This is a genomic window from Pengzhenrongella frigida (assembly GCF_004168625.1).
Lineage (GTDB): Bacteria > Actinomycetota > Actinomycetes > Actinomycetales > Cellulomonadaceae > Pengzhenrongella > Pengzhenrongella frigida.
On record NZ_SDWW01000006.1, the window covers coordinates 24971 to 51724 of the forward strand.

The following is a 26754-nucleotide window of genomic DNA, read 5'->3' on the forward strand; positions in this document are numbered from 1 at the left end:
GTGCAACCCGCCCATTCATTTCACCTGGAGCAACCGTGCGTCGCACCATCGCGTCGATGTCGATTCTCGCGATCGTCACCCTCGTCCTGGCCGGCTGCACCGGCGAGACGGACCCGGACGCGACCGATGCGGCGGGCTCCGCCGAGCAGGCGCAGGCCGCGAAGGAGACGTCCGAGTCGCTCCAGGCGGATGCCGGTGCCGACGCAGCGGACCAGGCTGTGGCGCAGGACCTGCAGGTCCTCGGCACCCGCCAGACAGCGGACGCGGGCATCGCACTCGAAGTCGATCTCAACAGCGTCTCGGTGTCGGGCGAGGTGATGACCGTGCTCTTCACCGCCCGGAACATGGGCACGGAGCGGTGGCAGATCGCCGGATTCTTCGACGACGGGCTCCTCACGGCCCCGTTGGACGCGGACGGCACCCGCGCCACCGTGAGCGACCTGACCGCGGGGTCGTCCACCGACGGCGTCGCGGTGATCGACACCACCAACGCCCTGATGCACCGCGCCGCATACGACACCGCGGGCACCTGCGCCTGCAACGTCGACCTCAGCAACCACTTCGTCGGCGCCGGCCAGTCCATCGTGCTGACCACGGCGTTCGCAGCTCCGCCGAAGGACGTGGAGACCGTCACCGTGCAGATCCCGGGGGCGGGGTCCTTCGACGCCGTCCCGGTCACCCGGTGAGGGGCGGGCGGACGGCGAGCCTCGCCGTCGTCGCCACCGCACTGCTGGGTGCGGGCCTGCTCGTCCCCGGACCGGCGGTGGCGGTCGACGACCCGACCGCTGAACCGACCACGGTCGCCGTGCCGCCGGCTACCTCGTCCGTCGACATCGCGCCGGTGGTTGCCGTGATCGCGCTCGTGACGCCGCTGGTCGCCCCGATCGCAGGGCTCATCGTGCGCACGAGCACCGTCGACGGCGCGGTGGGCCACGACGAGGCGCCCGCGCAGGAGCAGTTCACGCTGTCGGGCGACGTGTTCTTCGAGACGAACTCGGCCGTGCTGACCCCCCGTGCGCTCGCCGAGCTGGCCACGGTCGCCCAGGCGTTGCTCGACACCGCGCCGGCCGCGGTGCAGGTGGTCGGGCACACCGACTCCGTCGCCGACGATGCCCACAACCAGCAGCTCTCCGTGGAGCGCGCGACCGCGGTGCAGCAGTTCTTGCAGGGCCAGGTGCCAAGCGTGCAGATCAGCGTCGAGGGGCGCGGGGAGTCCCAGCCCGTCGCCGCCGAGGAGGGGTCCCCGGAGCAGATAGCCCAGGCCCAGGCGCTCAACCGTCGGGTCGAGGTCACCGCGACGCACAGCGCCACCAGCTGACGCGCGCTGCGGGCGCCTCGGCCGGTGGTCAGGGCCAGGCTGCGCGCCGTTCGCGCTTGTGCTGGTACATCCTGTCGTCGGCGAGCGAGAGCAGGGTGTCGAGAGTCGCGCCCCCGCCGGGACGGGCGCTCGCGATCCCGATGCTGACTCGAACCTGCAGCGCGTGCTCACCCACCTGCACGGGCTCCGCGAAGGCTGCTTCGATTCGGGAGGCTGCGTCGATCGCGAGCCGTTCGTCGTCGCCCTCGAGCACGACGACGAACTCATCGCCTCCGAACCGGGCGACGATGTCGCCGTGAGCGTTCCGAACGCAGCGGCGTAGGCGGTCCGCGACCACGACGAGCAGGTCGTCGCCGACGCGGTGGCCCAGGGTGTCGTTGACGACCTTGAAGCCGTCGAGGTCGAGGTAGAGCACCGCGGCGCCGGGGGACCGTGCGTTGTTGACCCGGTCCAGGAGGGCGGTCAGGTGCCGGTCAGCGGCGCGGCGGTTCGGCAGACCGGTCAGCTGGTCGTGGTCCGCGAGGCGTTCGAGCCGCTTCTCGGCGCGAGCCTGCGACCGTGCCAGCTGCGCGACCCGGGCCAGGACGAGCGGGACCAGGACGAGCAGGGCGAGGCTGAGCATCAACCAGTCCGCGTCGTGGCCCATGAGCTCCTGCCCGGCGGCGAACACCGGTCCCACGACGAGGGCGACGCCGAGGAGGCTGAGTCGTCCTGCGCTGAGCTGGCCGCCCGTGCCCTCGCCGCCGCGGGCATCGAGCTGTGCGCTCGACGGGTGGGAGGCCGCGGCGGAGGCAGCGAAGTAGCCCAGTCCCCACAGGGCGCCGACCCACCTCGGAGCGGCGCCGGTGACCGGGTCGGCGGCGACCGCGCTCAGGATGGTCCCCGCGAGCGTCACGACCATGCTGATCAGGAAGTAGCCGAGGGAGGGCCGGGCCACCACCGCGGTGGTGATCGCCTGCACCAGCGCCCCCGCCACTCCGCTGAGGATCAGCAGCACCATCAGGTCGTACGAACGCTCGAGCGGGGTGGCGCCCGCTGCGTCGAGCGCAGGGAACATCAGGACCGTCCACAGCACGACGGCCGCGCCGACGGCGATCGTGGCGGCATCGAGCACGCCGCCGGCATCTCGCCGCACGGCCGGCAGGACCAGCAGGACGCTCGCGCAGAGGAAGCCCAGGTAGCCCAGGGGCAAGGTCACCAGCGGCACCCAGGCGGTCTGTGCGGTGGCTCCCGCGATTCCCACCTCGATGAGCCAGGAGAGGTTGTTCGCGGTAAGGAACGAGACGCCGATGACCATGAACCACCAGGGCGTGACCCAGGTGAGCTGGCCGCGGATCAGTCTGAGCCCGATGTTCACTGCCACGGTGGCGCTGGCCATCACGACCACGGAGCTGCGCACGATCGGGTCGCCCACCGCGAACGCCAGGAGCACGACGACGACGAGCCCGGCGAAGCGGGCATGGACGAGCATCCGCCCATCCCCCCTGCGCGTGGCCATACCTGCTCATCGGCAGAGCGGTCGCCGTGCTGAGCAGCTCCGGGTCGCCAGCCGAGCTGGTGCGGGGCTCAGGCCTTCTTCACCACGGACGACTTGAGCTGCATCGCCCCGAAGCCGTCGATCTTGCAGTCGATGTCGTGCCCGTCCACGCCGTCGATCAGGCGGATGCTACGGACCTTGGTGCCGGCCTTGATGGGGGTGGGATTGCCCTTGACCTTGAGGGTCTTGATCACGATCACGGTGTCACCGTCGGCCAGGACCTTGCCGACGGAGTCCTTGACCACGGTGCCTTCCTCGCCGGACTCCACGGCGGCGTCGCCAGCCCCCGCCTCCCACTCGTGCGCGCACTCGGGGCAGACCAGCAGTGCGCCCATCTCGTAGGTGTACTCGCTCGAGCACTGGGGGCACGGGGGCAGGGAATCGGTCATGTTGTCGAGGATACCGACGGTCAGCCGCCGGTCAGTCGAGCCGGCCGCCGGAGAACACGTCGCGCAGCCGCTCCCGCCGGGCCTCGTAGGCAGCCCCGAAGCGCGCCTGCGACCGGGCGGTCCGGGCTGGACCGTAGAACCGCTTGGCCCAGAACGACTCGGGTTTGGCCAGTCGGATCGAGCCGGTGAGTGCGAGGACGGGGAGGAAGAACCCGACCAGCCCGAACACGAGCTTCCCCTTGAGCAGGCACACCACCGTGTAGCCGACGTGCGTCAGAACCACGACCGTCGCGACCGCGAAGCCATAGGCCTGCACCGTGCCGCTGGCGAGGCCTGCCGGGGTCGCGCCGATCAGCAGGGCCGCGCCCAGGACGACGGCGACCATCACCGCGTCGATGGATTTGCGGCCCTCCTCGGTCCAGTACACATCCTCGAGGTGCAGCCACAGGGCGAACTCGTCGAGAGCCAAGGCGGCGCCCGCGCCGAACAGTGCGGCGAGGACCTCCAGCCCGGGCGACGGCGGACGGAACCGGAACTCGAGCAGGCCCACCACAAGGACGAGCAGGATCCCCCAGACCTGGTGGTGGATGTGGACGCCGCCGATGTGGATGTCCTTGACCGCGCCGCGGTGCTCGCCGGTGCTGCCGTGCTGCCCGGTGCTGCCGTGCTGCCCCGGCCCGCTCGCCGCACGCGCGCGGATGGTCCGCGTGATGTGCCGGGTGAGGGCGTAGGTGATCAGAAATCCGATCATCAACCACAGCGCACCCGAGCGGCCCGTGACGACGAACGTGGTCTGGTACCAGTCGGCCATGCGCCGACGATAGTGAGCGGGCTGCGATCCCGCGCGTGCTGGCCGGTCGTGATCGGCGGGCCCGACCCGGGTCGTTGGGGGTGCAGGGTCCCGCGGTGTCCCCTACATTTTCGCCCATGCAGGTGGAGATCAGTGCAGGTCCGGCCTTTGCGTTCGGTGAGATCACGTTGCCCCCGGGGGGTGCGGTGCGGGTCGAGGCGGGTGCGATGGCGATGACCCGCGGCGACATCGAGATCGTGACGTCGACGCGCGGGGGATTCATGAAGGGACTGCGCCGGACCCTCGGTGGCGAGAGCTTCTTCGTCAACGACTTCAGCACCCGGTCCGGTGGCCTCGTCGGGGTGGCCGCGGCACTTCCCGGTGACCTGAGCCTGGTCCCCTTGGACGGTGCTGTGACGTTGCTGGTGCAGTCCGGTTCCTGGATCGCCTCGGACCCCGCGATCGAGGTCGACTCCTCCTGGGGCGGGGGCAAGTCGTTCTTCAGCGGTGAGGGCCTGATCCTGCTGCGCTGCTCCGGTCAGGGCGACCTGCTGCTGTCCTCGTACGGCGCGATCCGCTCCGCGGTGCTCGCTGCCGGCGAAGTCCTCACCCTGGACACCGGCCACGTGGTGGCGTTCGACGACACCGTGGTCTATCGGGTCCGCAAGGCGGGCAGCTGGAAGTCGACCCTGCTCGGCGGCGAGGGCTTCGTGACGGACTTCACCGGGCCGGGCCGGGTCTGGTTGCAGACCCGCAGCAGCAGCGATCTCGTCTCGTGGATCGCCAGTCACCTGCCGTCCCAGCACACGCACACCTAGTCGCCCACCGCCGCGCCGACGACGGCGGCGTCCAGGTCCTCTCCACGCAGCGTCGTGACCACCACGGTGAGCCCGTCGGGAACCTGCCCGCGCAGATCGCTCATCAGATCGTCCAGGTCCGGCAGGTCGCCCGGGGACCGCACCTGGACGTAGAACGTGCCGGACACGAGGTCGACGCCGTCGACGCGGCTGCCGGGGGCCGCCGAGATCCACTCCTCGGCGGTCACCTGCACCCGGTCGGACCAGATCGCCACGAAGTAGGCGAGGACTGTGTTGGCCACGAGGGGCACGAGAACCAGAACCAGCAGGGTGCCGATGGCGAGATAGGCGCGTCGCTGCGACAGCGCCTTGGTGACCGATCCTTCGGCCGCGTAGCCCGCCGCCGTGAACACCAGCATGCCCACCAGCACCAGGGCCACGAAGTTCGACAGGAACAGGACCAGGGCTCCGGTCGCCAGGATGATCGACCCCTGGCCGAGGCACACCCCGACGACGACGAGCGGCGGAACCAGGGAGATGGCGATGGCGACCCCGGGCAGCACCGCCGCAACATCTCGCCGCGTCAGTGCCACGGCACCAGCGACGCCGGTGGCGACCGCCGCGACGAGGTCGAGCAGCCCGGGGGATGTGCGCCCGGTGATCTGGGGGTTCGTGAACAGGTTCACCTCGCCGGGCGCGATGAACGTGAAGAGCACCCCGAGGAGGACCACGAGGCCCGCGCCGAGCACGACGAAGCGCACCGCCCGGCCGGTCAGGCGGGAGTCGCGGAGCACCACCCCGAGCGCGATGCCCATGATCGGCGTCGATAGCGGCGCGATGATCATGGCGCCGATGACGGTCGCGGTGGAGTCCGACATCACCCCGGCCGCCGCGATCACCGCCGAGACCACGAGCATCGTCCAGAAGGCGGACCGTTTCGAGTCGGCGTCCCCGGCGGTCAGGTCGAGATCCGCGGTGAGCTCGTCGAGCGTGCGTCGCTGGACCTCGGGCAGGAGCTGCTGGCTCAATCGAGAACGCATGTCGGCGGCCTTTCGTGTTTCCGCACGCCGGGCGCTGGCATTGTCCGGACCCACTACTGGGCGGCGATTCCCATCTCACCATCTTCGAGATGATCGGCAACCGGAACCCGCGCTGCTTTCGCACCGAGGGTGCGCCCGGCCGGGCACGTAGGCTCGCGCCCATGCACTGCTCCTACTTCGCCGCGGAGCGCTGCCGGTCCTGCACGCTGATCGAGCAGCCCTACGCCGACCAGCTCGTCGGCAAGCAGCGGCAGGTCGAGGCCGTCCTCGGGAGGCGACCGGAGCTGGACTGGCTGGCCCCCGTGGCGAGCCTGGAGGCGGGTTTCCGGAACAAGGCGAAGATGGTCGTGGGCGGGACCGCCCAGCAACCCACGCTCGGGATCCTCGACGCCGAGGGCCGTGGCATCGACCTGCAGCGGTGCGGGCTGTACCCGCCCGGCCTGACGGCCGCCTTCCCGGTGCTCGCCGAGTTCATCGTGCAGGCAGCGCTGGCGCCCTACGACGTCCCCCGGCGGTCGGGCGAGCTCAAGTTCCTGATCGTCACCGAGTCGCCCGACGGCGAGCTCATGCTGCGGTTCGTCCTGCGGTCACAGGAGTCGGTCACCCGGATCCGCAAGCACCTGCCGGACCTGATGCGCGCCCTGCCGAACCTGCAGGTCGTCTCCGTGAACCTGCACCCCGAGCACAAGGCGACCGTGGAAGGTCAGCGCGAGATCGTGCTGACCGAGCAGGAGACCCTGCGGATGCGGGTCAACGATTTCGACATGTACCTGCGCCCGCAGAGCTTCTTCCAGACCAACACGCCCGTCGCCGCCGCCCTGTACCGCCAGGCGCGGGAGTGGGTGGCCGAGCGCGCCCCGGAGTCGGTCTGGGACCTGTACTGCGGGGTGGGGGGCTTCGCACTGCACTGCGCGGCTCCCGGGCGCGACGTGATCGGCATCGAGACCAGCGCGGAAGCGATCGCCAGCGCCGAGCTGAGCGCTCGGCAGGCGGGCCTGGACCGGGTCGCCTTCCAGGTCGGCGACGCGACCGCGTTCGCGCTCGGGGCCGACGTCGTCCCTGAGCTGGTGATCGTCAACCCGCCCCGGCGCGGCCTGGGCGAGGACCTGTGCCGCTGGCTGGAGTCGTCGTCGGCCGTGCGGCAGGTGGTCTACTCGAGCTGCCATGCCGGGTCCCTGGCCCGCGACCTCGCCTTGATGCCCTCGCTCCGGCCCCGCCGTGCCCGGCTGCTCGACATGTTCCCGCAGACCACGCACTACGAGGTGCTGACCCTGCTGGAGCGCGGCTGAGGGGTGTTGCTCAGGCCGGGCGGCGACCGCCGTAGATCACGTCGTCCAGGTGCTTCCAGTACACGTCGATCCCCTGGAAGCCCGCGGCGCGCAGGTAGTCCAGCTGCTGCGGGAGCGGGATCAGGTACTGACGGTGGTTCTCGCGGCGAGCGCGTTCCTCGGCCGTCCCGTGCAGGCGCTTGCGGGCGGCCTCGGGGTCGAGATCGATCACCCGGTTCCAGGTCGCCGTCACCAGCGGGTCGGCCGAGCTCACCGAGTCGTAGTTGAGGTACCAGCCGCCCGGGGCGAGGTGGTCGAAGATCTCGGTGAACAGGCCCGCCTTGCGGTGATCTGGCATGTGGTGGATGCACATCGAGGTCACGACGGCGTCGAACGCGGCCGGGATGGCGCCGGGCCAGTCGCCGGTCGACATGTCGAACTCGAGGTACCGGAACCGGCCGGCGAACGGCGCCATCTCGGCCTCGCCGACCGCCATCATCGGCGCTGAGAAGTCGGTGAGAACGGCCGTGCTCCGCGGGTACAGGTCGAGGATCGCGCGCGCCGCCGATCCGGTCCCGGCACCGAGGTCCAAGAACGTGAAGGCGTCCTGCGCCTCGAACGGGAGCAGCTCGCCCATCAGTCGCCACTGGGCTGCGTTCTTGCGCACCCGCTCGTCGGCTTTGAGCTCGCGATTGTGGACGATCTGGGTCGATTTCCAGATGGCTTCGTTGGTGTCCATTCCGAGGTCCATGACAAAAGGCTAGACCAGCCTTTCGTAGCGGAGCAGGACCATCCCGTCGCCGAAGGCTCTGGCCTCGCGGAGGCGGAGACTGGCCGAGGTGTCCGAGGAGCGCCTGCACCTGCAGGTCGACGGTGTGGTGAGAATGATCGTGGTCGGTACCGGAGCGGACATCAAGAACCGGCCGCGAGGAGGAAATGATGAGCGACCCGGCAGGAACCATCCAGGTGGTGCCGTCCTCGCGGGTGCCGTGGAAGGACGTGCGCGTCGTGTTCGGCACGCGGGGCGACCCGGCAAGTTGCTGGTGCCAGTACTTCAAGGTGACGAACCGCGAGTGGAACCAGGCGCCGGCGGCCGACCGCGAACGCGCACTGTGCGCGCAGGTGGAGCGGGAGCCCGCACCCGGTGTGGTCGGCTACCTGGACGGCGAGCCGGTCGGCTGGTGCGGGGTCGAGAGCCGGACCCACTACCCGCGGCTCCTGACCGCCACGGTGGTCCGGGGGAGCGCGGAGCCAGCCGACGACGGCTCGGTCTGGGCGGTGACGTGCTTCGTGGTGCGGGTCGGGTTCCGGCGTCGGGGGATCGCGACGGCGCTCCTCGACGGCGCCGTCGACCACGCCCGCCGGTCCGGCGCCCGGATCATCGAGGCGTATCCCGTGGACACCAGCGAACGGAAGGCGTCCGCGGCCGACCTCTACCACGGGAGCCTGGCCCTGTACGAGCGGGCCGGCTTCCGCGTCGTGTCGCGGCCGGTGCCGGGTCGCGCGGTGGTCGCGCTCGACTGATCGGTCAGCCGGTCAGGTGAGGGCCGCCAACCGGCGCGCGGCCATCGCGCTCTTCGTGCCGGCACGTCCCGCCGCCAGGGCCGCCACGGCCGCCGGAAGCGGGACACGGACGCGATGTGACTCGGCAAGGACGGCCGCCAGCTCGATGATCGCGCCCCCGCCGGGCGTCGTCGGCGCGATCGTCAGCAGCCGGGCGGACGCGGCGAGCACGGTGTGCGCGGCGTGGTCCGAGATCCCGCTGGCGTCCCGCAGGGTCGACACCAGCCGGTTCACCTTGACCCGCTTCTCCACCACGAGCACCTCGGCCTGCGCGCCCAGCGCCGTCCCGTCGAGCAGGCCGTGGGACGCGCATCGGGCGATCGCTTCGGCCGCCCGGGATCGCACGGTGGCGTCCCGGAAGCCCGCGGCCAGGCCGAGCGCCGACAGCGACGGCGCGCCCAGCGGGGCCGAGGCGGCGCCGATCGCGTCGAGCAGCGGCCCGACGCCGGCCGTCGGCTTCTCGTCCCACGAGAGGAGCAACGGGTGAGCATGGGCGGCCAGGACGTCGGTGTCGAACGGGGTCAGACCGGCCCACAGCCCGAGGGTGGCCTCGTGCTGCGGCTCCCACGTCGCCTCGTCGACGTAGCTGCCGTGCTGCCGCACCGTGGAGGACAGGTCCAGGACGCCCCGGACCGGGTCGGTCACGGTGCCGGGCGTCGAGGAGTCGTCGAGCCACGCAAGCGTCTCGTGACCCGCGAACGAGCGGAACCGGCCGCCGAGCCCTGGTGTCACCGTCCGGCGCCAGCGCGGCGAGCGCTGCGCCAGCAGGTCGAGCCGGGCGTCGTCGTCGTCGGCCAGGACCCCGGCGGACAGCACCGCCGCCCGGTCGCCCGGGGCGATCCGGAGCAGGGCGGTGCCGCGGTCGTGCGGACGGCCGCCCGCTGCGCCAGCGACGGTGCGCAGCCGCGCGAGCACCTCGTCGGGGTCGATCGTCCAGTCGCCGCGGGTCGGGGTCGACAGCAGCAGGGCGGGTCCTTCGCGCAGGGTCACGGTGACCTCGTGCAGGCGCGCGACGGCCAGGATCGACGGGGTCCACGCGGGCTCCTGCGCCGTCCACCACCAGGCGCTGGGCAGGGCCGCCAGCCGACCTTCGCCGAGGTTCTGGTGCATGGGCACCTCGCGCACGGCGGTTCCCGGCGGGGCCGAGGCCCGGTCCGGGGCGCTGCCGTGCAGCTGATAGCCGCGGCACTGGGTGGACGGCGGGCCGTCATCCAGCCAGCGGACGACGAGGTCGGCGATGCGGCGGCGCACGTTCAGGTCCATCTCGTCGACGACGGACTCACCCACCTTGCGGGCCCGCTTCGACAACGCGCGTGCGCTCGAGGGGAGCTCGGCCCGCAGCCGGACCACGGCCTCGAGGGCGCGCTCGATCTCGAGAGCCGGCGCCGGTTCCTCGAGCAGGTGCGCGAACACCTCGGCGAGCTCGCGGACGTCGGCGATCGCGGTCACCGCCTCCGGCGCCGGGAGGTCGATCGGGACGGGGCAGACCGCGGGCCTGGCCGGTGCCGTCGGCAGCGCCGCAGGGGCGAGGGTCCCGAGGGTCGCCCGGAGCTCGGGCCACGGCGCCGGCAGCGCCTGCGTGATCGCGGCGCGGACGCCTTCCCGAGCGTCATCGTCGAGGTGCCGGGCACAGTCGTGCAGGAGCCGTGCCGTGCGCAGGGCCAGGTCGGCGCGCTCGGGATCGAGGGTGGGTGCCACGACGACGGCGATGGCGGGGGCCAGGGCCGGGTCGGACGCCAGGATGCGGGCGAGCAGGGCGAGGTGAGCCACCACCGACTTCCGGTCGGCGCGGACCAGCACGTCGGCCGAGGCATCCACGAGCGCTCGCGCATCGAGCCGCCCGTCAGCCAGCAGCTCGCCGAGCACCTGCTGGGCGAAGGTCACCGTGACGAGCGGATGGGCGGCGAGCAGCCGGAGGTAGGCGTACTGGCGGTCACGGCGCTCGGAGGCGGTCACGCCCAGTCTCCCGTGCAGCGCGAGGAAGCCGGCCGCATCGCGATCGGGCAGGCCCGCGCCCAGCGCCCGCAGGCTGGCGTCGATCGCCCGCACGCGCGTGCCCGGGTCGCCCGTGCCCAGAGCGGTCAGCAGCCCGGCCCAGTGCTCGTCGCGGCGAGGTCCGCCACCGCCAGGTCCGCCACCGCCGGTCAGCGCTGCGCCCGCCTCTTCGGTGCTGAACGCCCGCCAGAGCAGCGGGACCAGTCCGGGGTCGGCCTGGGCCGCCTGGTCGAGCGGGCCGCGCACCGCCTCGAACAGCCAGGAGACGTAGCGGGGATCGGTCGGCTCCGCGACCATGCCCGCGCGCACCATCGCCCGCAGCAGCCGCCACCGGGGGCGCTTGTCGAGCCAGTCATCGGCGGCGAAGAGCGCCACGGCGAACCGCTCGAGCCAGCCGTCCGGTCGCTGGCCGAGCACGGGCAGGAGCCAGTCCTCGTGCTCCCAGGAGCCCCGACCCATCCCTACCGCGAGCGCGGCGGCCCGGGGCGAGGGCACGGTGCCGAGCTGCGCCGCGAGCCGCGCCGCGGAGTCGCTGGTGCCGCGGAGGAGCTCGGTGGTCGCCCAGGACGACGTGCCCGAGTCGATCGCGGCGGCGAGGCGGGCACGCTCGGCCTCCGTCGCGCCGTCGAGCACCGCCACCACGTCGGGGACCCGGTCATCGACGATCGCCCGCACGACCAGGTCCATACGGTTCGGGGGTTCGCCCGACGATGCGTCGGCCCGGCCGGGACGCCACCAGCTCACGTGGGATTGCCGCCCGTCGGTCCGCTCGGACTGCTCAACCGCACCGCGAGGACGTGCTTGCAGGGGCCACGCGCGCCGCGATGCTTCCCGTACCAGGCGCAGGTGCACCGATCCGTGTCATCGACGCCGAGGCGCACCGCGTAGTCCACGCCTGCGCTCCGGACCAGCACGTCCTCGCCGACCGCGTGCACCGCGCCGTCCGCCGCCAGGGTGCGGGCGGCCTCGAGCCGGGGGTTTGCCCGCGGCACGGCCCGCAGGTCGAACGGGAGCAGTCGGGGGAAGAACCGCTGCTCGGCCGGGTCGTACCCGAGCTGACCGTTCGCGGCCCGGACGGCGTCGCTGTCGGTGTCGGTGCCGGCATGGGCCTGCGCCAGATCGTCGAGCAGAGCGCCCTCACCCGAGAACCCGCGGGACGCCTGGGGGCTCAGCCCCAGGACGAACCGCGCATGGGGGAGGAGAAGCTCCCAGCAGCTCGCCACCGGCTCGGACCGCGGGTCGACCGCCTCGCCGTACACGCGCAGACCGGTGGCCAGTCGGAGGAGGGGCTCCAGGACCCGCAGCCGTTCCGGTCCGCCGAGGCACACCGATCCCGCCGCCGGGCGGCTCGCCAGCCGCAGGCCGCCGCCCGCCACCGCGCTCGCCCACACCGCCCGGGTGCTCGCGCTCGAACGCGGCAAGCCACGAACGAAGCGGCGGGCCGCGCCGGCATCGAGCTCGTGCCGCAAGGTCATCCGGCTCGCCGCGGCCTGCTGCGCCCCCAACGACGAGATCCAGCGCACCGGCAGGTCGACCCTGCGCTCGACGGCGCTGCCGTCGAGGGTGCGTACCGCGACGTCGTCGCGCCCAACCTGGAGCTGCATCGGGTCGGTCCGGACCACCTGGCCGAGCAGGGCCCGCAGCTCGCCGTTCACGTCGATGTTGGTCGTGCCGTGCCGAGCGCGCGTGGTGTCCAGTCCGCCGGGCAGCACGTCCAGCCGCGCGTAGACGCCGCAGCACGCCGAGAGGCTCTCGAACCGGAGGTGACCGGACTCGGCGGTGATGATCGGGTCCGCGAACGCGAGCCGCCGCGCGAGCCCCGGCGGCAGGTAGTACCGGGTCCGGGCGACCTCCGCGACGCGCAGCAGACCGGCCGCGACGACGTCGGCGCGCTCGGCGCTGCCGGTGAAGAACGGGTCCGCGCCGTACTCGTCGTGGGCCGGTGCACCGGATGCCGTCGCAGCCGGGGCCGGGTCGCCCGTGCCGGTGAGCGCGGTCTCCAGCCGCACCGTCGGCTGCCCGTCGACGAGCTCACCGCGGGATCGAGCCACGTACCGGTAGTGCTGCACCACGGTGTCGGCCATGCGGGTCCATCGGCACCCCGGCGCGCGGACGTGAGGGGCGCCGACGTGAGCGGTCGACCTTCTCCCGAAGCAGGGCACTGGTGCACGATGGTGGCGACATCCCTGCGCCGGCGTGGCCGGACCGCACCAGACGGTGAGCCCTGGAGGTGCTCATGGTCGCCCGGATCAACCTGCTCGGCCCGCCGTCTATCGAACGTGCCGGTGCGCCCGTCGCGCCGCCGCGGGGAAGCAAGGCGTGGGCGCTGCTCGCCTACCTGGCGTTGACCGACGGGCCGGTCCCGCGCTCGCGGCTGATGGACCTGCTGTTCGACGAGGCCGACGACCCGGCCGCGGCCCTGCGGTGGAGCCTGTCGCAGCTGCGCCGGGCGCTCGCGGGCGTGGCCGACGTCGGCGGCGACCCGCTCCGGTACGAGCCGCACGCCGGCACGGTGGTCGACGTCGACGTGCTCGCGCACGGTTCGTGGGTCGAGGCGCTCATGCTGCCCGGGTTCGGGGGCGGGCTGCTCGAGGGGGTGACCCCGCGGGTGGGGGCGGCGTTCGACCTGTGGCTGTCGACCGAGCGGCGTCGCACCGCCGGGCAGCGAGCCGCGATCTTGCAGGAGGCCGCACACAGCCGGCTGGCCCGCGGTGACGTCGCCTCGGCCGTCGATCTGGCCGGTCGGCTCGTCGCCGCCGAACCGCTCACCGAGCGCAGCCTCGAGCTGCTGGTGCGGGCCCTCGTGGCGGGCGGGGACCACGCCGCCGCTGTCGAACGGGTGCGGGACTGCCGCGCGCTGTTCCTGCGCGAGCTGGGCACGGCGCCGTCGTCGGCCCTCGACGAGGCGCTGCGGCGCCGGCCCGCGTCGGGGACGACCCGGACGGCGGCAGCGGTGGATGCGGCGATCGAGGGCGGGGTGGGGGCCGCCCACGTCGGGGCCTACGAGCGCGCGGTGGAGCTGCTGCGGTCCGCGGTCGACGGTTCGCGCGCGCTCGAGGACGGGCCCCTGCTGGCTCGCTCGCTCGGTGAGCTCGGCGGAACGCTGGTGCGCGGGGTGCGGGGGAGCGACGAGGAGGCCGTCGGGGTGCTGCACGAGGCCTCCGCGATGGCCCGGGACCTCGGCGCGCGGGGGGTCGCGGCGAAGGCTGCCCTGGAGCTCGGCCACGTCGAGCTGCTGCGCGCGCACTACCCGCGGATGGAGGTCTGGTTCGACCGCGCCACGGCATTGGCCGACGACGACGCGCACCTGCTCGCCTGGGTGGGTGTCTACGCGGGGCTCGGTCGGACCGACCAGGCGGACTACCCCCGCGCCGCCCGCACGCTGGATCGGGCCGTCGAGCGGGCCCGGTCGGTCGGCGACCAGCGCGCCCTGGCCTACGCCCTGACCGGGCTCGGCCGGCTGCGGCTGCTCCGGGCCGAGCTCGACGCCGCCCGCTCGGCGCTCGACCTGGCCTGCGCGACCGCCGACGAGCTCGGGTGGACCGCCTTCCTCCCCTTCCCGCGGGCGCTGCGCGCGGAGGTGGCGATGGCGCGCGGCGACCTGGACGGGGCCGCGGAGGCGTTCGACAGGTCGTATGCGTTGGCCTGCCAGGTGGGCGACCCGTGCTGGGAGAGCTACTCGCTGCGGGGCCGGGGACTGCTGGCGGCGACCGTGCACGACGACGCGCTGGCGCTCGACCTGCTCCTCGAGGCGCCGGCGGCGTGTCGGCGGCAGCGGGTCACCCACAACTGGGTCGAGGGCCACTGCCTGGACGCGCTGTGCCGGTTCGCCGTGAGCCGGGGTCTGGCGGGTGCGCCGGGCTGGGTCGACGAGCTCGACGAGTTCGCCTCGCGGCGGGGGATGCGCGAGCTGGTCGCGCGGGCGGCGGTGCATCGCTGCGACCAGGGGCAGGACGGCGCGCGCGAGCTCGCTGCGGTGCTGGTCGCCGGGATCGACAACCCGGCGCTCGCCGGCGAGGTGACGTCTCGGGCCTAGTCCTGGCCGTACCTCTCGGGCCGCGTCCGGCGTCACACGGTTCGGCACACGATCGCGCCCGAGGATCGGCGGTGTCCCGAACACGAGCGGCCCGCCCCCGCAGGGCACGGCCGTCGCCACGAGAGGAAGCCGACATGACCGAGATGACCGACACCCGAGCGCTCGACACCCGCGCGCTCGCCACCGGAGCGATCGACACCGAGGCCGACCGCGCCCTGAAGGCCAAGCACCGCGCGATGTGGGCGCTGGGTGACTACCCGACGCTGGCCGCGGAGATCATCGCCGACCTCGGGCTCGCCCTGGTCAGGGCGAGCGCGATGCGACCCGGGGACCGGGTCCTGGACGTCGCTGCCGGTGCGGGTAACGCCGCGATCCCCGCGGCGCTGGCCGGTTCGCGGGTGGTGGCCAGCGACCTGACCCCCGAGCTGCTCGAGCACGGCCAGCGACAGGCTGCGGCGCGGGGCGCCGAGCTGGAGTGGCACGTGGCCGACGCCGAGGCGCTGCCGTACGCGGACGGCGAGTTCGACACCGTGGTGTCCTGCGTCGGGGTGATGTTCGCTCCGCACCACCAGGTGGCGGCCGACGAGCTCGTGCGGGTCTGCCGTCCCGGGGGCACGATCGCCCTGCTCAGCTGGACGCCGTCGGGGTTCATCGGCCAGATGTTCGCCACGATGAAGCCGTTCGCGCCGGCGCCCCCGCCCGGCGCGCAGCCACCGCCGCTGTGGGGCACGGAGGACCACGTGCGCACGCTGCTCGGCGACCGGGTCACCGACACCACCGCGACCCGCGAGCACCTCACGGTCGACCACTTCGGGCAGCCCGAGGAGTTCCGGGACTACTTCAAGGCCCGGTACGGCCCGACGATCGCGGTGTACCGCGCCATCGCCGACGACCCCGAGAAGGTCGCCGCCCTGGACCGGGACCTCGCCGACCTCGCCCGGCGGCACGACCGCGGCACCACCACGACCTCGATGCAGTGGGAGTACCTGCTGTTCACGGCCCGCAAGAATCCCTGAGAACCGAGCAGCCGGTGGTCGGCCGCTGAGCGCTTCACGTGATTCGTCGGGTATTCGTGATGAATCCTGCACACGTGCCGGAGTTCAGCGGTTGAGCGGTTTGAGCGGTTCGGCTGATCGGTGGGCACTGTCAGGTCGGGTGGTTCATTCCCCGATAGGTTTGCGTTCGCAAACCCCGCAGGTGTGAGGGGAAAGCTCCCGACCCTCTCAGGGGAGAACAGTGGAACCACGACCGGTGACCCGGGCGCGCCTGGTCGACGATCTGCGGGCGCTCGGCGTCCGAGACGGCATGGTGCTGCTCGTTCATGCATCCCTGTCGTCCATCGGATGGGTGCCCGGTGGGGAGCAGGCGCTGCACGAGGCGCTGGTCGCGGCCGTCGGCGAGCGCGGGACCCTGGTGATGCCCACCCAGTCCTGGCAGCTGTGCGACCCCGCGTACCTCAACGAGGCGCACGTGCCCGCGGCCTGGTGGCCCGAGATCCGGGACACGCTGCCGGCGTTCGACCCGGCCCGAACCCCCACGCGCACCATGGGCGCCCTCGCTGAGCTGTTCCGCACCCACCCGGGCACGCTGCGCAGCGCGCACCCGCACCGCTCGTTCGCCGCCGCCGGACCGCACACCCGCGAGGTCGTGGCGACCCATGACCTCGACTCGCCGGTCGGCGAGCGATCGCCCCTGCGCGCCCTGGTGGACCTGGGCGGCTGGGTGCTCCTGCTCGGCGTCGGGCACAAGAAGAGCACGACCCTGCACCTCGCGGAGCACCGCTGCGACTACCCGGGCAAGCACACGGTCCGCAACACCGCCCCGATCCTGGTCGACGGGACCCGGACCCGCGTGGGGTGGGAGGAGCTGTGGGTGGCCGACGACGACTTCGACCAGGTCGGTGCGGAGTTCGCCGCGAGCAGCGGTCTGGTCCGCAGCGCCCAGGTCGGGCACGCCGATGCCCTGCTGATGCCGCAACGTGACCTCGTGGAGTTCGCCGCGTCGTGGTTCCCGCGGCACCGTGACGCCGCAGCCTTCTCGCAGGACTCCACCGCCTGGAACGCCCGCTGACGTCTGGCTGAGCTGATACTCAACGAAGGAACTTCATGCCCGAAACGGGTCCGACCAGCACCGCCGCGGGCGTTCCCGCGGCGGCTTCCGACGCCTCGGGGACCACGCCGGCCGGGTGGTTCGCCGACCCGCTCCGGCGCGCCCCGCTGCGGTACTGGTCCGGCACGGCGTGGACGACGTGGCTGGCCGCCGGGACGACCGTCTGGGCGGACCCGGCGTCGGGCCACCGTCCGCTGGTCCCGGGTGACCTCGCCGCGCTGACCTTCGTCGAGGAGGTCTTCCTGCCCGCTGCGCAGCCCCGCGCCCAGCTCACCGTCGCGCAGGAGGGTGCCCTGCGTGAGCTCGTCGCCGAGCTGAGCGCCCGAGCGCGCACCCCTCTCGCTGCCGCCGCACCGCCCGCGGCCACCCTGCCCACCGCCGTGCCCCCGACCGCCGTGCCCCCGACCGCTGTGCCCCCGACCGCCGTGCCCCCGACCGCGATGGCGCACGGCGTACCGCTACCGCGGACCGCGCCCGCCCCCGCGTTCCGTGCGCCGGTCTCGCCGCAGGCCCCGTTCGCCCAGCCGGCGCAGCTCCGGTCACCCGGTCGGCCGGAGCATGCGCCGCAGCCGCTGGTCTCCCCGCGCCCGCAGGACCGGCAGCGGCCGCCGTCCGAGCTGTCGCGGTGGTGGGCGCGCACCCGTGGCGCAGCCCTGTCCGACCTGGCGGTGCACGGCCTGGCGTACCTCGGGGTGCTGCTGCTGTTCGTCGGGATGTTCGGCCTGGTCGCGTTCGCGTTCGGCGAGGTCACCCCGGGACTGCGCCCGGTCGCCGAGCTGGCCTGTGCGGCCGTGCCGTTCATCGCCGCCCGGCTGCTGCGCCGCCACGGCGCGGAGGTCGCGGGCCGGGCGCTCGAGGTGGCCGCCGGGCTCCTCGTGCCGCTCATGGTCATCGCCTCCGTCGTGGACGGCTTCCCGGTTCCCCCGGACCTGCGCGGGGGCGCGCTCGTGGCGGTGCTCACGGTGGTGTGCGTCGCGCTCGCCGCCACGTACGCGGCCTGGTCGCGGGCCCACCCGGCCAGCGGGCTGCGGTTCCTCCTCGGCCCGCTGCTGATGCTCGCCGCAGCGATGTCCACCCTCGGGATCGGGCGAGCGGTCCCGACCGGCGAGGACGTCGCCGTCCCGACCCTGGCCCAGGTCGCGGCCATGTCCGTCGTCCTGGTCGCGGTCCTGGTCGGCGCGCGCCTGCGCCCGGCGGGGCACCTCTACCGGCCCACCCTCACCGCCGCGATCCCGGCCACGTTCGTGCTGGCGCTGCTCGCGGTGCTGACGGCGCTCGCGCAGGGCTGGCCCACGGTCACGTTCGGCCTGGCCGGGATCGCGCTCCTGATCGCCCTCGAGCTGCTGCGACCCCGGCTGCCCGCGCGGGTGCTCGACGCCGCCCTGCCGCTGTGGTGGGCGACGATCGCCCTCGCCGTCGTCTCCGCCGAGGGGGCGCCCGGTGCCACGGTGGTGGCGGTGGGCTTCGTCGGGCTGCTCGAGCTGTTCGCCCACCGGCACCGGCCGGGTGCCGTGCTCCTGCTGCCGGCGGCCGGGCTGGCCGTGAGCCTGTTGGCGGTCGCCGGGGATCCGTGGTGGGCCACCGCGACGTTCGGGGTCGTGGCCGCGTGGGTGATCGTGCGCCGGACCGTCCCGTTCGCGGGTGCAGCGCTCGCGCTGGATGCGGCCGCCGCGGTGCTGCCGGTGGCCGCCGTCGGCGCCCTCGCTGCCGCGACGGACGTCGCGACCGCGCTCGTGGGCGCCACCGCGCTGGTGGCGCTCGCCACCGTCCCGGCGACCCGGCGGGTGCTGCGTCGCGGCGACGGGGACGCGTTCTGGCGGTACTGGTGGTCGGCGGCGGCCGTGATCACCGCCGTGCTCGCCCAGGGCTCCTGGGTGCCCGGAAGTGCGCCGTCGGCAACCGGCTGGGTCACCGTCGGGGTCTTCGCGACCCTGGGGGCGCTGGGCGTCGTCGGTCCGGTCGCGCCGGTGTGGCGGCCGTGGCTGACCACCGCGGCGGTGGCCTGGTCGTGGGTCCTCACGTGTGCGGTCGGCAGCATCCCGGACGGGACCCGCGGGGGCGTGCTGGCCGCGACCGCGCTGGCGCTGGTCGTCGCCGGTCACCTGGCACGACCGACCACCGCGACCGGGGTCCCGGCGGCGCTTGCGCTGTGCGGCCACGTGGTCGCGTTCCTCGCCCTGCTCCTGTCAGGGACCGGCTGGGCCCTGGTGGCGGCGTGCGCCGCGGCCACCGCCGGACTCGTCGTCACGGCCGTCCGCGACGACCGCGATCGGTCCCCGGTCGGGTTCGCGCTCCACGCCGCACCGGCGCTGCGCTACCTGCCCTGGACCCTGGCCGCGATCGGCGCACCGGTGACCGCCGCCCTGGCCCTGGATCGCAGCGGTGCGCTGCCCTGGACCGCCCCGTGGGCACCCGCCGTCGTGGTCGCCACGGCGCTCGCGTACGCGGCCGTGGCGCGGGGAGCCGCGGGGGAGCGGCTCGCCGGCACGGCGACCTGGTCCGGCTTCGCGGCAGCACTGCTCGCCGTCGGCCTGGTCCGCGAGCCGTGGCCCGCGGTGATGGGCCTGCTGGGCGTCGTCGCCGTCGTGGTCGTCGTGCCCCGCGTGCGCCGCGCGCGGGTCATGCGGTGGACCGCTTGGCTGGTCCCGGCCCCGCTGGTCGCCGTCGTGGCCGACCTGGGGCTCGGGTGGTTCGCCGCGCTGAACCCGGCCGCCGCGGTCGCGGTCACCCTCACCGGGGTCGGCACGGCCCTGCTCGTCGGCGCGGCCGCGGCCGACCTGCGCGGCCGCCGGTGGGCGCCGCGCCGGGCCGCGAGCCACGGCGCGCTGGTCCCGCCGCTGGTGCTCGGCGGGCTCGAGGTCACGATCGGTCTGCTCCTGACCGGTGGACCGGTCCCGGGCTTCTTGGCCGGCGTGCTGGTCGCGGTGGCCGCGGGGGCTGCGCTCGCGACCGGCATCCTGGCGCAGGCGGGCAGCCTCGCTGGCACGGCCGCCCTCCTGGGCTGGGTCGCCACCCTGCGCCTGGCCGGATCGGCCCTCGACTCCCGGGCCTGGGTCGCGGTGCTGGCGACCGCGGGCCTGCTGGTCGTGGCCGAGGGGCTGCACCGCCTCGTCGCGGACCGGGTCTGGTGGAGCCGGTGGGACGTCCCACCGCTGGTGGTCGCCGCACCGGTGGCCCTCACCGGGCTCGTGCTCGCGGCCGACGGCGACTGGTTCGTCACGACCTACGTCCTGACCGGGCTGCTGAGCGTCGTGGCCGCGGTCCGGCTGCACCGCGTGCCCGCGGCCCGGGAGACGACCGGATGGGCGGGTACCGCCGCCATCCTGCTGGGGGCGACCGCCGCGGGTCCCGGGTGGGCCGCGCTGGCGCTGCTCGCGCTCGGCGCGGCGCACACGGCGCTCTCCGTGCACGCGACCGGGCTGATGCGGGTGGTTCGCCTGATGATCGGTGCGGCCGCGACGGTCGCGGCGTGGCTCGCGGCCCTGGCCTGGTTCGGCTGGTCGACCCAGCTGGCGACCGATGTCACCGCCCTCGGGGCGGGCGCCGTGGCGGTCGGGGTCGCGGTCGCGGCCCGCAGCGACCGGCTGAACCGCACGGGCTGGCTGAACCGCACGGGCTGGCTGAACCGCACGGCCACGGCCGTGTGGGGCACGACGGCGGCCGTCGTCGTCGGCGCCGCGACCCTGGTGGCCGTGTCGTGGGGCACCCTGGTGGCCATGTCGTTGGGCACCCTGGTGGCCGAGTCGCCGGGCACGGTGACGACCGTCGCGCCGAGCCTGCCCGTGGCGGTCGGGGTGGCGCTCGTCGCGGTGGCGGTCGCGCTCGCCGCGGCGCCGTTGCGGGCGACGTGGCTGGCGGACGTGGCGGTGGCCCCCGCGCTGGTGAGCCTGCTGCTGGCGTTCGAGGTCGCGGAGCTCGCCCCGGCCGTGCGCGTCACGGCGCTGTCCGTCCTGGGCGCAGCCGTCGCGGTGGTCCTGCTGGCCGCCCCACGCCTCGTGGGCCGCTCGGCCTGGGTGCGGGTCGGGGTCGAGGCGGCCGCGGCCGCCGTCGGCGTGGCCGGCCTGCTCGGGCTGGACGCGCTGCCGGACGCGATGCTGCTGGTCCCGGTGCTGGCCGCCGCGGCGGCGTTGGCGGCCGCGACCGGGGTGGCCTGGCGCAGCGTCGAGCTGCAGATGCTCTCCCCGGCGGTGGCGTGCGTGGCGTGGCTGGTGTTCGTCGCGAACGCGGTCGGCGGTGGTCCCCAGTGGTACACCACCGGGGTGGCGGTCACGCTGCTGACGATCGTGGCGCTGTGGCGCCGGGACCGGCGCCGGCTCGGGCTGCCCCTGGCCGGACCGCAGGTCGTCGCGCTGGAGCTGACGGCCGTCGCGTTCGGAGTCGGGGCGTCCTTCGTCCAGGCGCTGACGGTGTCGGTCGCCCACGCGCTGGTCGCGATCGTGCTCGGGGCGATCGTGGCCGGGTGGGGCGCCGCCACGCGCGTGCGGCGTCGGGTGGTGGCCGGGGTCGTCGTCGTGCTGGCCGCCGTGGTGATCCTCGTGGTGGTCCCGCTCGTGGCGCTGCTGCCAGAGTGGGGCGGGGCGAGCCTGTGGATCTTGGTCGCCGTCATCGGCCTGGTGGCGGTGCTCGCCGGGACGCTCGCCGAGAAGGCCCGCGATGCCGCGCGCGCCACTCGCGTGCGGGTCGGTGGCCTCACCGCCGGGTGGGAGTGAGGCCGGCCCGCTCCGCCGGGCGTTACCGCTTGAGCAGCCCGCCGCCGACCCAGGCGCGGATCGCCGACACGTCCTGCGGACCGAGCGCCATCCTGGCCCCACGGCACAGGCCCACGACGTTGTCCGCCCAGGTCTCGGCGACCTTCTTGGCCGTGGGCTTGGCATCGAGGTCGAGCCCGGAGTAGAGCACCCCGGCGATGACTGTGTTGACCGAGACCCGACCGATCTGGGTGCCGGCCGCCTGGCACGCGTTGCGCACCCGCCGGGCGGTCTCGGGGCGCGAGAACGGGACCGAGGAGACGTCGTCGGCCAGGGCGGTGAGCAGGATGCGGTAGCTCTCGGTGGGCAGGTTCGGGATGTCCGTGACGTCCACGACCTGACGTTGCAGCGGCGGCAGGTCGACCACGCCGACGCCCGGGATGTCCGACTCGCTGAACCGTTTCGGGTCCCAGACGAAGCCCGCACCGGGGCGCGGGGCCGTTCCCAGCTCCGGCAGGGTCCGGGCGAGCCACGGGAAGAAGCTGCCCGCGCCGTCCCAGCCGGTGACGAGCAGGGACGGATCGGCATTCTGGGCGGCCTGCGCCACCACCCCGCCGGCCAACGGGCGGTCGGCCGCGCGGACCAGTCGGAGGATGGCGCGGCGAGCCGAGAACGTTGCTGACGTCGTCCCCGTCGTGGCGGCCGCGGCCGGCTCCGCGGCCCGCGGCGCGGACGTCGGGGTGGTGATGGCTGCGGGTGCGGGTGCAGCAGCGGTGGCTGCGGCGGCAGGCAGGACGATCGGAGCCACGGGCACGTCCAGGATGGCCAGGGCGGGATCCTTGACCAGATCAGCGAGCTCGTCGGCGGTGATGACCGTGTCCGCGACGGCCCGGTACGCGCTCGCGGCGGGGCCGGCGGTGATGATCGTGACCCGGCGGTCGGCTGCGCGGCACCGGAGCGCGAGCGGGGTGAAGTCGGCGTCCGCCGACAGGATCACGAACTCGTCGTACCGGGTCTGGGCGCTGAGCGCGTCCACGGCGTCGAGCACCAGGTTGATGTCCGCGCTGCTCTTGCCCTGCTGGGTGAGCGACGGGCAGTCCACGACGCTGAACCCGGCGCGGGTGAAGTTCGGTCGGAACTGCGAGAAGGCCGAGGGGTTGAGGTAGCACGCCCGGATGAGGAAGCGCCGCGAGAAGTCGCCGTCGGCGTCGCTGCCGTTCTCGAGCGCGCTCAACCAGTGGGCCGGGGAGGTCGCGAACGCCTCGGCGGCCGCGGGGTCGAGGCGCCGCAGGCCGATGTAGACGTTGTCGAAGTCAACGAACAGGGCGCACCGCAAGCGGCGAACGCCCTCGGAGTTGTCGATTGTGGTCACAAGGGCATCTTCCTCGCCCTGGGGCCGGGGTCGAAACACCGGCGGCGGTCGACCGGTTTCACACCCGCTGACGGACCGCGGTGGGGGCCGGTGGGGGCGGCGGCTGACCGCCACCCCCACCCACGCTCAGGCCCCGAACCACTCCGCGACGCGGTGCGCGATCGCCTTCTCGAACTCGTCGTCGTCGTGCCGGGCGCGCAGCCACTGCGCGAAGTCCCCGCCGGCGACCTTGTCGATCTCGGTCCGGCACAGGTCCGTGGCGGTGACCGCCCGGTAGAGCATCTCCTCGGCCTCGGCCGGCGTGCGGTAGATGAACGGGTACCCGGCCGGCAGGATCGCCCGCACCCAGGCACGGTCCGGGAACACCCCGACTGCGCCGGCGACGAGCGCCTCGATGTACTCCAGGCCGTAGGACTCCTCGGTCGCGGTCGCGAGGAATGCCGTGGTCCGCGCGAGCGCTTCCCAGTAGTCCTCCCGGGTCGCGGTGAGCGGGCCCACCCACGCCCAGCGATGCCGACCCAGGCGCATGGCCGCCTCCGAGATGAGGTGCGACTCCTGCAGCCGCGCCTCGACCTGGATGGGGGTGCGCTTGGCCAGCTTCTCGACGACGTCGAGGAACAGTTGCGGCTGCTTGCGCTCGGACAGGTAGATCGCCGGGTAGAGCACCACGGGAACGGGCTGCTCATGGCGGGGCCGGACGTGCTCGAGGCGGATGCCGAGGTTGACCCACGCGATCTGGGCGTTGTCGGCCAGGGTCGGGATCGTCCCGCTCGAGACGATCTCGCGGACCTCGCTGGCGGTGCGTTCGGAGTTCGCGAACGTCGGGAACAGCGCACAGGACAGGGCCAGCGCAGCCCGCTGCACCGGATGGTTGTACTGCGAGGTGTTCCACCACACGAAGTTCATGAGCTTCGGCTCGTCGCAGTTGGCCTTGAGCGTCTGCCAGATGCTCAGCGAGTCGATGACGTCCATGGTGATGATCACCGTGTCCGCACCGTCGATGAACTCGAGCGGGATCATGTCGAATCCCGCGCAGTGCCGGGTGGCCGGGCCGATGAGGACTGCACCCGGGAACACCCGCAGCAGGCGGCGCACCAGCGTGGCGCCGGCGTCATGGCCCGCGACGTGGCCCTCCGGGTCGACGTACGCGGCCGCATACCGGATCGCGATCTTCATCGTTCGTCTCCCACTCCAGATTGCGCCAGCTCGGACCCGTGGGATGCGGCCGTGGTCGCATCATCCGTGGGCGGTTCGCTCATGACGGCGTCCGTGCTGTCGTCCTCGAGCGAGGTCTTGATCCGCATGCCGTAGAAGGACCGGTAGGCGAAGTACGCCGAGGTCACGAAGAACGCGGCCGCGAGGATGTGCACCAGGGTGCCGCTGCCCTGATCGGTGAGGCTGACCGCCAGCTCGACGGCGAGCAGGCCGAACAGCGTCGTGAACTTGATCACCGGGTTGAGCGCGACCGACGACGTGTCCTTGTACGGGTCGCCGACGGTGTCACCCACGATCACGGCGTCGTGCAGCGCCGTGCCCTTGGCGTGCAGGTCGACCTCGACGATCTTCTTGGCGTTGTCCCACGCTCCACCGGCGTTGGCCATGAAGATCGACTGGTACAGGCCGAAGATGGCGATCGAGACCAGGTAGCCGATGAAGAAGTACGGCTCCACGAACGCGAACGCCAGGGTGGCGAAGAAGACCCCGAGGAACATGTTGAGCATGCCCTGCTGGGCGTACTGGGTGCAGATCGCGACCACCTTGCGGGAGTCGGCCTCGCTGGCCTTCGTCACGCCGTCGAGCTTGATCGTGTTCTTGATGAACTCCACGGCCCGGTAGGCGCCGGTGGTGACGGCCTGGATCGACGCGCCGGTGAACCAGAAGATCACCGCGCCACCCGTGATCAGGCCGAGCAGGAGCGGTGCGTGCAGCAGGGAGAGGTTCTCCATGTCGGTGGTCAGACCGTCGGTGAGGCTCATGATGATCGAGAAGATCATCGTCGTGGCACCCACGACGGCGGTGCCGATGAGGACCGGCTTGGCCGTCGCCTTGAAGGTGTTGCCGGCGCCGTCGTTCTCCTCGAGCATCTGCTTGGCCTTGTCCCACTGGACGTCGAAGCCGTAGTCGCGCTTGAGCTCGTCGTCGATGCTCTCGACGTCCTCGATCAGGGACAGCTCGTACACGCTCTGGGCGTTGTCGGTGACCGGGCCGTAGGAGTCGACCGCGATGGTCACCGGACCCATCCCGAGGAACCCGAACGCGACCAGCCCGAAGGCGAACACCGCGGGGGCGATCATCAGTGCGCTGAGACCCAGGCCGCTCATGAGGAACGCGCCGGCCATGAGGCCGACGATCGCCATGCCGATCCAGTACGCGGAGAAGTTCCCGGCCACCAGCCCGGACAGGATGGTGAGCGAGGCGCCACCCTGGCGCGAGCTCTTGACGACCTCGCGCACGTGCTTGCTGTGCGTCGAGGTGAACACCTTGACGAGCTCGGGGATGATCGCCCCGGCCGCGGTGCCGAACGAGATGATCGTGGCGAGCTTCCACCACAGCCCGTCGGACAGGGTGTCACCGAGGACCACGTAGGTCATCGCGTAGGTCGTCGCGATGCAGACCACCGAGGTGATCCACACGAGCGAGCTGAGCGGGGCCTCGAAGTTGATCCGCTCCGCGGTCGCGTAGCGGACGCGGGCCCAGGCGTCGTTGATGAAGTACGACAGCACCGACGCGATCACCATGATCACGCGAACGGCGAAGATCCACACCAGCAGGCTTGCCTGGATCGACGGGTCGTTGACGCCCAGCAGGACGAACGTGATCAGGGCGACGCCGGTGACGCCGTAGGTCTCGAAACCGTCGGCGCTCGGGCCGACCGAGTCACCCGCGTTGTCACCGGTGCAGTCGGCGATCACCCCGGGGTTGCGGGCGTCGTCCTCCTTGATCTTGAACGTGATCTTCATGAGGTCGGCGCCGATGTCGGCGATCTTCGTGAAGATCCCGCCAGCGATGCGCAGCACGGACGCCCCGAGGGACTCGCCGATGGCGAACCCGATGAAGCACGCGCCCGCGAGGTCGCTGGGCAGGAAGAGCAGGATGATGAGCATCATCGCCAGCTCGATGCTGATGAGCACCATGCCGATCGACATGCCGGACTTCATCGGGATGCGGTGCATCGCCAGCGGCTTGCCGCGCAGCGACGCGAACGCCACCCGCGAGTTCGCGAACGTGTTGACCCGGATCCCGTACCAGGCGACGGCGTACGAGCCACCCATCCCGACGAGGCTGAAGCCCACCACGATGGCGACGCGTCCCCAGGTGAACCCCGCGAGGAAGCCGTAGTAGACGATGATCACCGCGGCGATGAACACCCACAGCATCATCAGGAAGCGACCCTGCTGCACCAGGTACGTCTTGCAGGTGGAGTAGATGAGCTCGGAGATCTCGCGCATCGTCCCGTGCACCGGCAGCGCGCGGAGCTGGGTGTAGCTCACCGCGCCGAAGCCGATCCCGAGCGCGCACACGATGAGGCCGATGAGCAGCAGGGTTCGGCCGGAGCCGCCGCCCATGATGGTCACGGCGCCCAGGTCCGGCAGGACGAGGCTGGCCTCGCCGCCCTGGATCGTCGACTCACCGGATGACGCGCACCCGGTCAGCGCCAGTGCGCAGGCGCCCGCCAGGGCGGCGATCCGCGCCGTGGCCCGGCGCCTGCCGGGGGGTGCCGCTCCGTCGCCACCGCGAACGGGTGGCCGACGAAGGTCGGAGGAAGAGGTGGATGCGCCGACGACGGCGTTTCCCTGGTGGACATCGTTCACGATTGCCTCGGACCTGGCTTCTGAGCGGCGTTGCTTGGAC

19 protein-coding genes are annotated in these 26754 nt (G+C 73.0%); 9 read left to right on the forward strand and 10 right to left on the reverse strand.

What is annotated here, in order from left to right:
* The first annotated feature begins 56 nt into the window (after positions 1 to 56).
* The gene (locus EUA98_RS19665; protein ID WP_165372701.1) at positions 57 to 686 is read left to right on the forward strand and encodes a hypothetical protein; all 630 of its coding nucleotides are present in this window, start codon (positions 57 to 59) and stop codon (positions 684 to 686) included.
* Positions 683 to 1318, forward strand: coding sequence for an OmpA family protein (locus tag EUA98_RS03585; RefSeq protein WP_165372702.1), 636 nt, complete (start codon positions 683 to 685; stop codon positions 1316 to 1318). Before EUA98_RS19665 ends, EUA98_RS03585 begins: the two co-directional genes overlap by 4 nt.
* 28 nt (positions 1319 to 1346) lie before the next feature.
* Here the strand turns inward: EUA98_RS03585 and EUA98_RS20475 are convergent, their stop codons facing one another.
* The 3 genes from EUA98_RS20475 to EUA98_RS03600 all read right to left on the reverse strand — a co-directional run bounded on the left by EUA98_RS20475 (position 1347) and on the right by EUA98_RS03600 (position 4055).
* The gene (locus EUA98_RS20475) at positions 1347 to 2789 is read right to left on the reverse strand and encodes a diguanylate cyclase (protein ID WP_305038279.1); all 1443 of its coding nucleotides are present in this window, start codon (positions 2787 to 2789) and stop codon (positions 1347 to 1349) included.
* Between the two features lie 95 nt (positions 2790 to 2884).
* Positions 2885 to 3244: a zinc ribbon domain-containing protein YjdM gene (locus tag EUA98_RS03595; RefSeq protein WP_130101303.1), complete on the reverse strand. Its 360-nt coding sequence runs from the start codon at positions 3242 to 3244 to the stop codon at positions 2885 to 2887.
* A gap of 31 nt (positions 3245 to 3275) precedes the next feature.
* The gene (locus EUA98_RS03600; RefSeq protein ID WP_130101304.1) at positions 3276 to 4055 is read right to left on the reverse strand and encodes a hypothetical protein; all 780 of its coding nucleotides are present in this window, start codon (positions 4053 to 4055) and stop codon (positions 3276 to 3278) included.
* 116 nt (positions 4056 to 4171) lie between these two features.
* Here EUA98_RS03600 and EUA98_RS03605 point away from each other — a divergent pair, with 116 nt between their 5' ends.
* Positions 4172 to 4852: a TIGR00266 family protein gene (locus tag EUA98_RS03605; RefSeq protein WP_130101305.1), complete on the forward strand. Its 681-nt coding sequence runs from the start codon at positions 4172 to 4174 to the stop codon at positions 4850 to 4852.
* On the opposite strand, the gene EUA98_RS03610 is transcribed toward EUA98_RS03605, so the two are convergent.
* Entirely contained in the window at positions 4849 to 5871 is a 1023-nt protein-coding gene (locus tag EUA98_RS03610) for a TIGR00341 family protein (RefSeq protein ID WP_130101306.1), read from the reverse strand. The genes EUA98_RS03605 and EUA98_RS03610 overlap by 4 nt on opposite strands.
* A 161-nt stretch (positions 5872 to 6032) precedes the next feature.
* On the opposite strand from EUA98_RS03610, the gene rlmC reads away from it, so the two are divergent.
* A complete protein-coding gene (gene rlmC / locus EUA98_RS03615) occupies positions 6033 to 7160 on the forward strand; it encodes a 23S rRNA (uracil(747)-C(5))-methyltransferase RlmC (protein WP_130101307.1) in 1128 nt (375 codons plus the stop codon).
* A gap of 10 nt (positions 7161 to 7170) precedes the next feature.
* On the opposite strand, the gene EUA98_RS03620 is transcribed toward rlmC, so the two are convergent.
* Positions 7171 to 7890 (reverse strand): class I SAM-dependent methyltransferase, encoded by a 720-nt coding sequence (locus EUA98_RS03620; RefSeq protein ID WP_130101308.1) that lies wholly within the window; start codon positions 7888 to 7890, stop codon positions 7171 to 7173.
* Positions 7891 to 8078: 188 nt separating this feature from the next.
* Here EUA98_RS03620 and EUA98_RS03625 point away from each other — a divergent pair, with 188 nt between their 5' ends.
* Entirely contained in the window at positions 8079 to 8663 is a 585-nt protein-coding gene (locus tag EUA98_RS03625; protein WP_130101309.1) for a GNAT family N-acetyltransferase, read from the forward strand.
* A gap of 12 nt (positions 8664 to 8675) precedes the next feature.
* Here EUA98_RS03625 and EUA98_RS03630 read toward each other — a convergent pair whose 3' ends face one another.
* The gene (locus EUA98_RS03630) at positions 8676 to 11384 is read right to left on the reverse strand and encodes a DUF6493 family protein (protein WP_165372703.1); all 2709 of its coding nucleotides are present in this window, start codon (positions 11382 to 11384) and stop codon (positions 8676 to 8678) included.
* A gap of 53 nt (positions 11385 to 11437) precedes the next feature.
* Positions 11438 to 12781 (reverse strand): SWIM zinc finger family protein, encoded by a 1344-nt coding sequence (locus tag EUA98_RS03635; protein WP_130101311.1) that lies wholly within the window; start codon positions 12779 to 12781, stop codon positions 11438 to 11440.
* A gap of 152 nt (positions 12782 to 12933) precedes the next feature.
* Here EUA98_RS03635 and EUA98_RS03640 point away from each other — a divergent pair, with 152 nt between their 5' ends.
* From EUA98_RS03640 to EUA98_RS03655, 4 genes are all read left to right on the forward strand, one after another.
* Entirely contained in the window at positions 12934 to 14733 is a 1800-nt protein-coding gene (locus EUA98_RS03640) for an AfsR/SARP family transcriptional regulator (protein ID WP_130101312.1), read from the forward strand.
* A 143-nt stretch (positions 14734 to 14876) separates the two neighbouring features.
* Positions 14877 to 15749 carry a class I SAM-dependent methyltransferase gene (locus tag EUA98_RS03645; RefSeq protein ID WP_130101397.1) on the forward strand — a complete coding sequence of 291 codons (873 nt, stop codon included), beginning with the start codon at positions 14877 to 14879 and terminating at the stop codon, positions 15747 to 15749.
* Between the two features lie 220 nt (positions 15750 to 15969).
* A complete protein-coding gene (locus EUA98_RS03650) occupies positions 15970 to 16803 on the forward strand; it encodes an AAC(3) family N-acetyltransferase (protein WP_242511252.1) in 834 nt (277 codons plus the stop codon).
* Between the two features lie 35 nt (positions 16804 to 16838).
* Positions 16839 to 21551: a hypothetical protein gene (locus EUA98_RS03655; protein WP_130101313.1), complete on the forward strand. Its 4713-nt coding sequence runs from the start codon at positions 16839 to 16841 to the stop codon at positions 21549 to 21551.
* Between the two features lie 22 nt (positions 21552 to 21573).
* Here the strand turns inward: EUA98_RS03655 and EUA98_RS03660 are convergent, their stop codons facing one another.
* The 3 genes from EUA98_RS03660 to EUA98_RS03670 form a co-directional block, all read right to left on the reverse strand.
* A complete protein-coding gene (locus tag EUA98_RS03660; protein WP_165372704.1) occupies positions 21574 to 22902 on the reverse strand; it encodes an NYN domain-containing protein in 1329 nt (442 codons plus the stop codon).
* Positions 22903 to 23028: 126 nt separating this feature from the next.
* Complete coding sequence (locus tag EUA98_RS03665; RefSeq protein ID WP_130101315.1) at positions 23029 to 24078, reverse strand: glycosyltransferase; 1050 nt, start codon at positions 24076 to 24078, stop codon at positions 23029 to 23031.
* A complete protein-coding gene (locus EUA98_RS03670) occupies positions 24075 to 26714 on the reverse strand; it encodes a sodium-translocating pyrophosphatase (protein ID WP_434063473.1) in 2640 nt (879 codons plus the stop codon). The genes EUA98_RS03665 and EUA98_RS03670 overlap by 4 nt, the downstream gene beginning before the upstream one ends.
* Between the last annotated feature and the right edge of the window lie 40 nt (positions 26715 to 26754).

Bases quoted from the DNA above. Each gene is read 5' to 3' on its own strand.
- EUA98_RS19665 (WP_165372701.1), top strand. From the start codon at position 57: ATGTCGATTCTCGCGATCGTCACCCTCGTCCTGGCCGGCTGCACCGGC.
- EUA98_RS20475 (WP_305038279.1), bottom strand. From the start codon at position 2,789: ATGCTCGTCCATGCCCGCTTCGCCGGGCTCGTCGTCGTCGTGCTCCTG.
- EUA98_RS03595 (WP_130101303.1), bottom strand. From the start codon at position 3,244: ATGACCGATTCCCTGCCCCCGTGCCCCCAGTGCTCGAGCGAGTACACC.
- EUA98_RS03600 (WP_130101304.1), bottom strand. From the start codon at position 4,055: ATGGCCGACTGGTACCAGACCACGTTCGTCGTCACGGGCCGCTCGGGT.
- EUA98_RS03605 (WP_130101305.1), top strand. From the start codon at position 4,172: ATGCAGGTGGAGATCAGTGCAGGTCCGGCCTTTGCGTTCGGTGAGATC.
- EUA98_RS03610 (WP_130101306.1), bottom strand. From the start codon at position 5,871: ATGCGTTCTCGATTGAGCCAGCAGCTCCTGCCCGAGGTCCAGCGACGC.
- rlmC (WP_130101307.1), top strand. From the start codon at position 6,033: ATGCACTGCTCCTACTTCGCCGCGGAGCGCTGCCGGTCCTGCACGCTG.
- EUA98_RS03620 (WP_130101308.1), bottom strand. From the start codon at position 7,890: ATGGACCTCGGAATGGACACCAACGAAGCCATCTGGAAATCGACCCAG.
- EUA98_RS03625 (WP_130101309.1), top strand. From the start codon at position 8,079: ATGAGCGACCCGGCAGGAACCATCCAGGTGGTGCCGTCCTCGCGGGTG.
- EUA98_RS03630 (WP_165372703.1), bottom strand. From the start codon at position 11,384: ATGGACCTGGTCGTGCGGGCGATCGTCGATGACCGGGTCCCCGACGTG.
- EUA98_RS03635 (WP_130101311.1), bottom strand. From the start codon at position 12,781: ATGGCCGACACCGTGGTGCAGCACTACCGGTACGTGGCTCGATCCCGC.
- EUA98_RS03640 (WP_130101312.1), top strand. From the start codon at position 12,934: ATGGTCGCCCGGATCAACCTGCTCGGCCCGCCGTCTATCGAACGTGCC.
- EUA98_RS03645 (WP_130101397.1), top strand. From the start codon at position 14,877: ATGACCGACACCCGAGCGCTCGACACCCGCGCGCTCGCCACCGGAGCG.
- EUA98_RS03655 (WP_130101313.1), top strand. From the start codon at position 16,839: ATGCCCGAAACGGGTCCGACCAGCACCGCCGCGGGCGTTCCCGCGGCG.
- EUA98_RS03665 (WP_130101315.1), bottom strand. From the start codon at position 24,078: ATGAAGATCGCGATCCGGTATGCGGCCGCGTACGTCGACCCGGAGGGC.